Raw genomic sequence first — 8,945 nt, forward strand, 5'->3', positions numbered from 1 at the left:
GCGCCACCTTCATCATCAAATTTACCTTTTTCAATACTTTCGTCAGTCTTATTGTCATATTCGGTAAATTTTGATTTTTCTTCTTCGAAAAATGCTTTTGGATTATTTTTTAATCTATTAGCATATTCTTTCGGATTTGTTTTTACTTCTTTAATTGTTTCATTAGCAATTGTTCCTAATTGCGTCGCTTTATCCTTAGCATTATCTTTATAGCTTTGAGGATCTTGTTTATATTTATTATATTCTGCTTTCAGCTTGTCACGACTATCTTTACGTGTAACAAGTACAGCTGCTACAGCGCCACCTATACCTAAAATCGCTTTAAATAAATTACCTTTTGCCATATCAATCGTCTCCCTTTTATTTATAATTTAATTTGTCAAAATCATTTTCAGTTAATAAACGATATTCTCCTGAATCTAAATTGCTGTCCAATTCTAAATCAGCAATTTTGATACGTCTTAAATGTAATACCTCATTTTGAATGCTATGAAACATTCGTTTAACTTGATGATATTTTCCTTCATAAATTGTTACGTGTGACGTTTGATTATCAATATAAGTTAATATTGCAGGCTTAACCTTGCCATCAGTCAGTGTTACACCCTCTTTAAAAGCTTGAATGTCGTCTTCAGTGATAGGATTTGCTGAAATAACTTCATATTTTTTAGAAACATGTTTGTTTGGACTCATTAATTCATGATTAAAATCACCATCATTCGTTATCAATAAAAGCCCTTCTGTATCTTTATCAAGACGACCAACCGGAAAAATATTTAGATGTTGGTATTCAGGTATTAAATCAATAACGGTTTTTGAATGATGATCTTCAGTTGCTGATATATAACCTTTTGGCTTATTTAACATAATATAGACATTTTCAATGTATTCTATTAATTCTCCACGAACTGTTATCTTATCGTTTTCTGGTTCTATATGTGTTTTTGGTGATTTAATTACTTGTTCGTTGACATTTACAAGGCCTTTTTTAAGTAACTGTTTGACCTCATTGCGTGTACCGACGCCCATATTTGCTAAAAATTTATCTATTCTCATCGTAAAAACCTAACTCTACGTCTTAATTTTTCAGGAATTTCACCTAAGAATTCGTCCGCAAGACGCGTTTTAATTGTGATTGTACCGTAAATTAGAATACCTACTGTAACACCTAAAATAATAATGATTAAGTAACCAAGTTTAGTAGGTTCTAAGAATAGATTTGCAAGGAAAAATACTAATTCTACACCTAGCATCATAATAAATGAATACAAGAATATTTTTGCAAAATGAATCCAACTATAGCTGAATTTAAACTTCGCATATTTTTTAAGAATATAGAAATTACATCCAATTGCAAATAATAATGCGATACTAGTACTTAAAATTGCACCAGGTGTATGGAATAACATAATTAATGGATAGTTTAACGCTAACTTGATAACTACAGAAGCTAAAATAACATAAACTGTTAATTTCTGTTTATCTATACCTTGTAACATTGATGCCGTTACACTTAATAGTGAAATTAGTATTGCTACAGGCGCATAATAGAATAATAAGCGACTACCATCATGGTTAGGGTCATGACCTAAAACAATTGGATCGTAACCATAGAAAACTGTGAATAATGGTTGTGCCAAGGCCATAATTCCAATACTAGCTGGAACAGTTATAAACATTAATACACCAATAGATGTTCTAATTTGATGATGCATTTCATGTAAGCGACCTTCTGCAAATGTTTTTGTAATATAAGGAATTAAACTCACTGCAAAACCAGCACTTAATGATGTCGGAATCATTACAATTTTATTAGTTGACATATTTAGCATATTAAAGAATATATCTTGTAACTGTGAAGGTATACCAACTAAAGATAAAGCACCGTTATGTGTAAATTGATCTACTAAGTTAAATAATGGATAATTCAAACTTACAATAACGAACGGTATACTATAAGCAATAATTTCTTTATACATCTTGCCATATGACACATCTATATCTGTGTAATCAGATTCGACCATACGATCAATATTATGCTTACGCTTTCTCCAGTAATACCAGAGTGTGAATATACCAATAATCGCACCAACTGCTGCTGCAAAAGTAGCAATACCATTGGCTAATAAAATAGAGCCATCAAAGACATTTAGTACTAAATAACTTCCGATTAATATGAAAATCACGCGTGCAATTTGCTCAGTTACTTCTGACACTGCTGTTGGCCCCATAGATTTATAACCTTGGAATATCCCTCTCCATGTCGCTAATACAGGAATAAAGATAACAACCATACTAATGATTCTTATAATCCAAGTAATATCATCGACTGACCAACCGTTTTTATCATGAATGTTTCTAGCTAATGTTAATTCAGAAATATAAGGTGCTAAGAAATACAGTACCAAGAAACCTAAAACACCGGTAATACTCATTACAATAAAACTCGATTTATAAAATTTCTGACTTACTTTATATGCCCCAATAGCATTATATTTCGCAACATATTTCGAAGCTGCTAATGGTACACCTGCTGTCGCAACTGCAATTGCAATATTATATGGTGCATAAGCGTATGTGAACGGCGCCATATTTTCTTGTCCACCAATTAAATAGTTGAATGGAATGATAAAAAGTACGCCCAATACCTTGGTAATTAATATACTAATGGTAATTAAAAAGGTTCCACGCACCATTTCTTTACTTTCACTCATTACGAATCTCCCTATCTCATGTTTATTAAAGTTTTGTAAACTAAAAGCTATTTCTCTGTAAAATCATTTTTCATTATTATGAATATATCACAAAACTTTATTTCATTGTCGTATATTCAATGAATTATCATAACAAAATTATCAACGCATTGTCATTGAATACTCGATTTTGATTAGAATATTACGAAATTTCATATAAACATTATACTACTATTTGAGATGAACATCGCATAACAGTAGAAAAATCATTCTTATCATACACATACATCTTCATTTTTTATGAAGTTCACATTATAAATATATTCAACATAATTGTCATCTCATAACACAAGAGATATAGCAAAGTTTAAAAAAGTACTATAAAATAGCAATTGAATGTCCAGTAACAAATTTGGAGGAAGCGTATATGTATCAAACAATTATTATCGGAGGCGGACCTAGCGGCTTAATGGCGGCAGTAGCTGCAAGCGAACAAAGTAGCAGTGTGTTACTCATTGAAAAAAAGAAAGGTCTAGGTCGTAAACTCAAAATATCTGGTGGCGGTAGATGTAACGTAACTAATCGATTACCATATGCTGAAATTATTAAGAACATTCCTGGAAATGGGAAATTTTTATATAGTCCCTTTTCAATTTTTGATAATGAATCCATCATAGATTTTTTTGAGTCTAGGGGTGTTAAATTAAAAGAAGAAGATCACGGGCGTATGTTTCCAGTTTCCAACAAAGCACAAGACGTGGTTGATACATTAGTGACAACTATCGAACGCCAACATGTAACGATTAAAGAAGAAGAAGCTGTTAGTAGAATCGAAGTTAATACAGACCAAACTTTCACTGTACATACTCAAAATAATAGTTATGAAAGCCATTCGCTAGTGATTGCTACAGGTGGTACAAGTGTCCCTCAAACTGGTTCAACTGGTGATGGTTATAAGTTCGCACAAGATTTAGGTCATACCATTACTGAGTTATTCCCGACCGAAGTTCCAATTACATCAGCTGAACCTTTCATCAAATCCAATCGTCTAAAAGGTTTAAGTTTAAAAGATGTTGAATTGTCAGTACTTAAGAAAAATGGTAAAAAACGCATCAGTCATCAAATGGATATGTTATTTACTCATTTTGGTATCAGTGGTCCAGCTGCATTAAGATGTAGTCAGTTTGTTTATAAAGAACAAAAAAATCAAAAGACACAGCACATTTCTATGGCAATCGATGCATTTCCTGAATTAAACCATGAACAATTAAAACAACACATCACATCATTATTATCGGACACACCAGATAAAATCATTAAAAACAGTTTGCATGGTCTAATTGAAGAGCGCTACTTACTGTTCATGCTGGAACAAGCTGGAATCGATGAAAATACCACATCACATCACTTATCAAATCAACAATTGAACGACTTAGTAAATATGTTTAAAGGGTTTGTATTTAAGGTAAACGGGACATTACCTATAGATAAGGCATTTGTCACAGGTGGTGGTGTGTCACTTAAAGAAATTCAACCTAAAACAATGATGTCTAAATTAGTTCCGGGATTATTTTTATGTGGTGAAGTATTAGATATACATGGTTATACTGGTGGTTATAATATTACAAGTGCACTCGTAACAGGACATGTCGCTGGATTATATGCCGGTCATTACTCACATACATCAATGGAATAATAGTATAAAATTTGGTTCGATTCTCTTTAGTAGATCAACTTTTTCATTCAATTAAAAATGACCTTAATATAACTGAGTCACTAAAAAGTGTCGTTATATTAAGGTCATTTCGTTAATTATGATTCTTTTTCGTTTTTAGTACGTCTTCTAGCTAACAAAGCCGCACCTGTAATCAGTGCAAATTCTTTCAATGGTAAATCCATTCCTTCAGAACCTGTATTTGGAAGTTCTTTTTCAACTTTGCGCGATTCATGTGTCTCTTCTTTTTTAATAGGCGTACAAACTTTTGGAGCTGGCTGAATTTCTTTTGGTGATACTTTCGTCGCTTCAGCTGGTAATTTAATTGCTAAAATTTCATCAACAATGAATTGCGTGTGTTGTTTGATGTCATTTAATGTCGCATCTTCATCAATCATTCTATTGCCATCTGCAACATATTGATCAATTAATACTTTTACTTTAGCTAATTGTTCTGGTGTTGCGATCGCTTTGAATTTCGCATATGTTTGTTGAGCAATGTTATCAATTCGCAGTAAGCTATTTTCTTTTTCAGTAATTACTGCTTCTATATCGCTTAATGCAACATTAAATCGTTTTAAAACTGCATCAACATCAGCATTAGTGCGTGCTGTTTTTAATTCTTCATCCATTTGTAATTTTAAAGCAGTTATAGCTTTTAATGCATCAGCCTTATTACGATTACTTACTTTTCGATAATTTTGCACTAAAGCAGTGACGCGTGCAAGATCATCATTAATCGTTTTTTCAGCATCTGGCTTTTTAATAGGATGTACATCTAAATCATGTATTGTTTGTAGATTTAATGATGCTGTTTTATCAACTTGTGCATTGCTACGATCTTGATCAATTTGTCCAATAGCAGTGTCATAAATATTTTGTAACTGTGCTAATATACTATTTCTTTCTTCTACCGTTGCTTGAATATTCGCTTCAATTGCTTGTTTTTTATCGTTGAATAATGTTGTCAATTGTTCTCGAGCAGACGCCTTTCTGTTAATAACAGGTTCGATTTCACGAATTTCGTTTTTCTCATCATGCAATAAATATGCCACATCAGCATTAGTCACTGCACTAGCAATTTGTTGTTTAGCTTTAATTAACTCTTTTTCAACTTGTGCTATTGCAATATTTTGTTCTTCATCTGTCGCTTCGTTATTTGCTTTAATTAAATTAATTTTATTTGTAGCGATATTTTGAATTTGTTGTAATGCTGTTGCTTTAACTGTTGTCGCTGGTTTAATTTTTGAAATAATATTTTGAGCATCTATACTATCTTGATTAACTTGGGCAGTCTTATCTGCATGATTGATCTGATCAATAGCCTGATTAAGTGCTTGTTCTACTAAATGTTTAGCAGCTAGTCTTTCTTCTTCAGTTGATAAATCGCTTTGATCGATTAGTGCATTTTGAGCTTCGGCTTTTACACCAACAGATTGACGCGCTGCTGGTTTAACTTGAACTTTAGGTAAAATCACTTTGATGTTGTCGTTGCCATCAGTCTCAGTTCGATCCACTTCTGCATTCGTTTTGTTTTGTGCAATGTCATTTTTAATTGTATTTACAATTTTATTTAAAGTATCAATAGCAACATCTCTTTCATCTTGAGTAGTATCCAACGTATTTCGGATTGCATCGAGTTGATTTTTATTATTTTCTTCAATGCTATCAAGCGCAGCTCGTTTACGTCTTACTTTAGGTTTTATTTGCTCAATTGCCTTGATTGTTTGATTTCTAACATCAGTAACAGCAGCATCTTGATTTGTATTTTCTATTTCTTGTTGCGCTTGTTTGAGTGTGTCGCTAATTAATTGATTCGCTTCATCTAATTCATCAACTGTTGCATGTGGTGTATCTTTTATTGATTCTACTTGATTTTCTGCAGTTGCTTTTATTGCTTGTTGTGCTTCAGGCTTAATTACAATATGAGGTTGTACACCTTTTAGTGTAGCAATGCCATTTGTTTCAACACGTTTCACATCATTATTCGTTACTGCTTGATTGATGTTTTGTAATGCAAGTTTTTCATTATTCGCTAATTGATTTAAAGCAACTTGTTTTTCTTCATCAGTCGCATGTTCAGCTTGCTCTATTTCTTGCTTTTTAGCCTCATATTGTTGCTTTACTGCATCTCTAGCAGCTGCTCTAACAATATGTTCAGGCGCTACTAAAGCAATGCTATCAAGCGCTTGACTTGTTGTATCATCAACTTGTTGATTTGTTCTATTATTCGTAATATCTGTCATGGCTTGATTTACAAATTCATTGATTTTATCTAGTGCTACTTGTCTTTCTTCTGCTGTTGCTTCTTTATCCTGATTAATCTTAGCACGTAATTCATTCGCTTTTTGATTGATTTTTTCACGTGCAGCTGGTTTAACTTTTGTTTCAGGTTGAATAATTTTAATCGCTGATACACCATTTGTTGCTGCTTGATTCACCTGACTATTCGTTTGAGCTTGGTCAATAGCTGCAAGTGCTTTTTCTTTTTCTTTAGCTAATGCTTGTGAAGCAACTTCTTTCTCATTATCTGTTGAATCAAGACTATTATCAATTTGCTGTTGCTTTTCTTTAACAGCTTTTTCAATATCTGCAATTGCCTTTGGTTTAATTACTACTTCAGCTTCAACATTATCTATAGCATTTACCGCTTGATTTGTAGTTGTGTCTACCTGATCATTTGTTTGGTTTTGATTAATTTGATTAATTGCTTGATCTTTAAGTTGATTGATTTGATTAACAGCAGCCTGCTTTTCTTCGTCAGTTGCATTAGGTGTTTGTTTAACCGCTTCAATACGCTTCGCCACTTCAGCAGTGATTTTATCTCGCGCTGCTTGTTTTTTTACTACATCAACTTGAACAGCATCGATATTATTCTCTGCTACTGTCGCAGCTTGGTCTACTTCTGCATTTGTGTTAGCTTGTTTAATACTTTCAATAGCTTGTTGTCTGTCTTGATTTAAAGTATTGATCGCAGCATTTTTCTCATCATTCGTTGCATCTGGTGTAGCATTGATTTCAGCTAATTTAGCATTATAATGCTGATTGATTTGTGCTAATGCTGCAGGTTTTTTAACAATATTTGGCTGAATCGCATTAATTGCTTTTGTACCTAATTGTTGCGCTTGATCTACTTCCGCATTTGTATCAGCTTGATTTATATTATTAATTGCCGTTGCTAACTCTTGATCCACTTGATTTAAAGCCACTTGCTTTTCTTCAGTTGTTGCATTTGTGTTTTGATTAATTTCTTGCTTTTTAGCAGTTGCTAAATCATTTAATACACCTGTAGCAGTTTGTTTCTTCGTTACATGCGGTTGAACTGCGCCGATTTGATTGACTGCATCGTCTCTAATACTATTGACCATCGCAGTAGTAGACGTCACACCAATATCAGTTAATGCTCTATTTTTAAGTGTATTGACACGATTTATCGCTTCTTGTTTCTCTTCTCGAGTCGCGCCAGGTGTAGCATTGATATTTGTTATCGCCTCTCGAGCTTTATCATTTACAGCATTGCGAGCATCCGTTTTAACTTGTGTTGCCGGTTGAATCACAACTATATTTTGTGTGCCCTGATCTTTTGCTTGTGCAACTTCTTGATTCGTATCTGCTGCATTAATATTTTGCTTCGCTGTGGCTACAGCTTGATCAAGTAATTGTTGTGCTGCTTGTTGTTCTTCGAGCGTCGCATCATTATTATTAAATATCGTATTATGTTGCGTTTCCGCACTTTTATCGATGGCATTTTTTGCATCTGTTTTTACTTTTGTAGCTGGTGTAATTGCTTGTATTCCTTGAATCGCATTTGTCTTTACTTGTTCAACATCAGCATTGGTATTAGCGTTTAAAATGTTTGTGTTTGCTGCAGTTACAGCAGCATTCACTTTGTCAATTGCTGCTTGTCTTTCTTCTTGAGTCGCATCAGGATTAGCATTGATTTCTGCGATATGTTGTTGTGCATCATGTGATACAGCATCCCTTGCAGCTTGCTTAACAACAGTTACAGGAGCAATTGGATTAATGGCATTTAGACCATCTCCTTTGGCGTTATCAACATCAGCATTTGTTGTTGCTTGATTGATTTGTTCTAAAGCATGGTTGGTTGCTTGAGTTAATTCGTTCAATGCTGCATTTTTCTCTTCCTGAGTTGCTTCTCTATTACTATTTATTTGTTGTCTTTTCGTTGCTGTTGCTTGGTTAATTGCATCTCTTGCAGCTTGTTTATGTGTCACTTGAGGAACAACTGATCCAATAGTATTGATGCCATTATTTTTAGCTGTTTCAACGTCAGCATTTGTAGTAGCATTCGTAACATTATCAATAGCATCTGTTTCATCCGTAGCTAATTGATTTATTGCATCTTGAATCTCGTCTTCAGTAGCATCTGGTGTTGCATTGATAATTTCCCTTTGTTTCGTTGCTTTATCACGTATTGCTTTTTTAGCATTTGGTTTAACAACCGGTGTTGCAGTATCCCCACTTAAGGTCTGTATACCTTGATCTTTGATTCTAGTAACGCCATCATCAGTCGTTTG

The 8,945-nt window shown here is 33.5% G+C and carries 5 protein-coding genes; 1 reads left to right on the forward strand and 4 read right to left on the reverse strand.

The genetic code is table 11. The features are described 5' to 3' along the window. The 3 genes from IDG60_RS00060 to IDG60_RS00070 all read right to left on the reverse strand — a co-directional run. Positions 1-344 (reverse strand): YtxH domain-containing protein (locus IDG60_RS00060; protein WP_206160331.1); only part of this gene is annotated, 344 nt, incomplete at its 3' end. Positions 345-360: 16 nt separating this feature from the next. Further along, complete coding sequence (locus tag IDG60_RS00065) at positions 361-1,056, reverse strand: pseudouridine synthase (RefSeq protein ID WP_001217125.1); 696 nt, start codon at positions 1,054-1,056, stop codon at positions 361-363. After that, positions 1,053-2,714: a putative polysaccharide biosynthesis protein gene (locus IDG60_RS00070; RefSeq protein ID WP_000004335.1), complete on the reverse strand. Its 1,662-nt coding sequence runs from the start codon at positions 2,712-2,714 to the stop codon at positions 1,053-1,055. Before IDG60_RS00070 ends, IDG60_RS00065 begins: the two co-directional genes overlap by 4 nt. Positions 2,715-3,120: 406 nt before the next feature. On the opposite strand from IDG60_RS00070, the gene IDG60_RS00075 reads away from it, so the two are divergent. Further along, positions 3,121-4,389: a BaiN/RdsA family NAD(P)/FAD-dependent oxidoreductase gene (locus IDG60_RS00075; RefSeq protein ID WP_000285020.1), complete on the forward strand. Its 1,269-nt coding sequence runs from the start codon at positions 3,121-3,123 to the stop codon at positions 4,387-4,389. A 116-nt stretch (positions 4,390-4,505) separates the two neighbouring features. Here the strand turns inward: IDG60_RS00075 and sasC are convergent. After that, a partial coding sequence (gene sasC / locus IDG60_RS00080) for an LPXTG-anchored aggregation protein SasC (RefSeq protein ID WP_206160332.1) occupies positions 4,506-8,945 on the reverse strand: 4,440 nt, incomplete at its 5' end.

It is taken from the genome of Staphylococcus sp. EG-SA-2 (genome assembly GCF_017152085.1).

Coding starts and splice junctions, on each gene's coding strand:
- IDG60_RS00065 (WP_001217125.1), bottom strand. CDS start 1,056: ATGAGAATAGATAAATTTTTAGCAAATATGGGCGTCGGTACACGCAAT.
- IDG60_RS00070 (WP_000004335.1), bottom strand. CDS start 2,714: ATGAGTGAAAGTAAAGAAATGGTGCGTGGAACCTTTTTAATTACCATT.
- IDG60_RS00075 (WP_000285020.1), top strand. CDS start 3,121: ATGTATCAAACAATTATTATCGGAGGCGGACCTAGCGGCTTAATGGCG.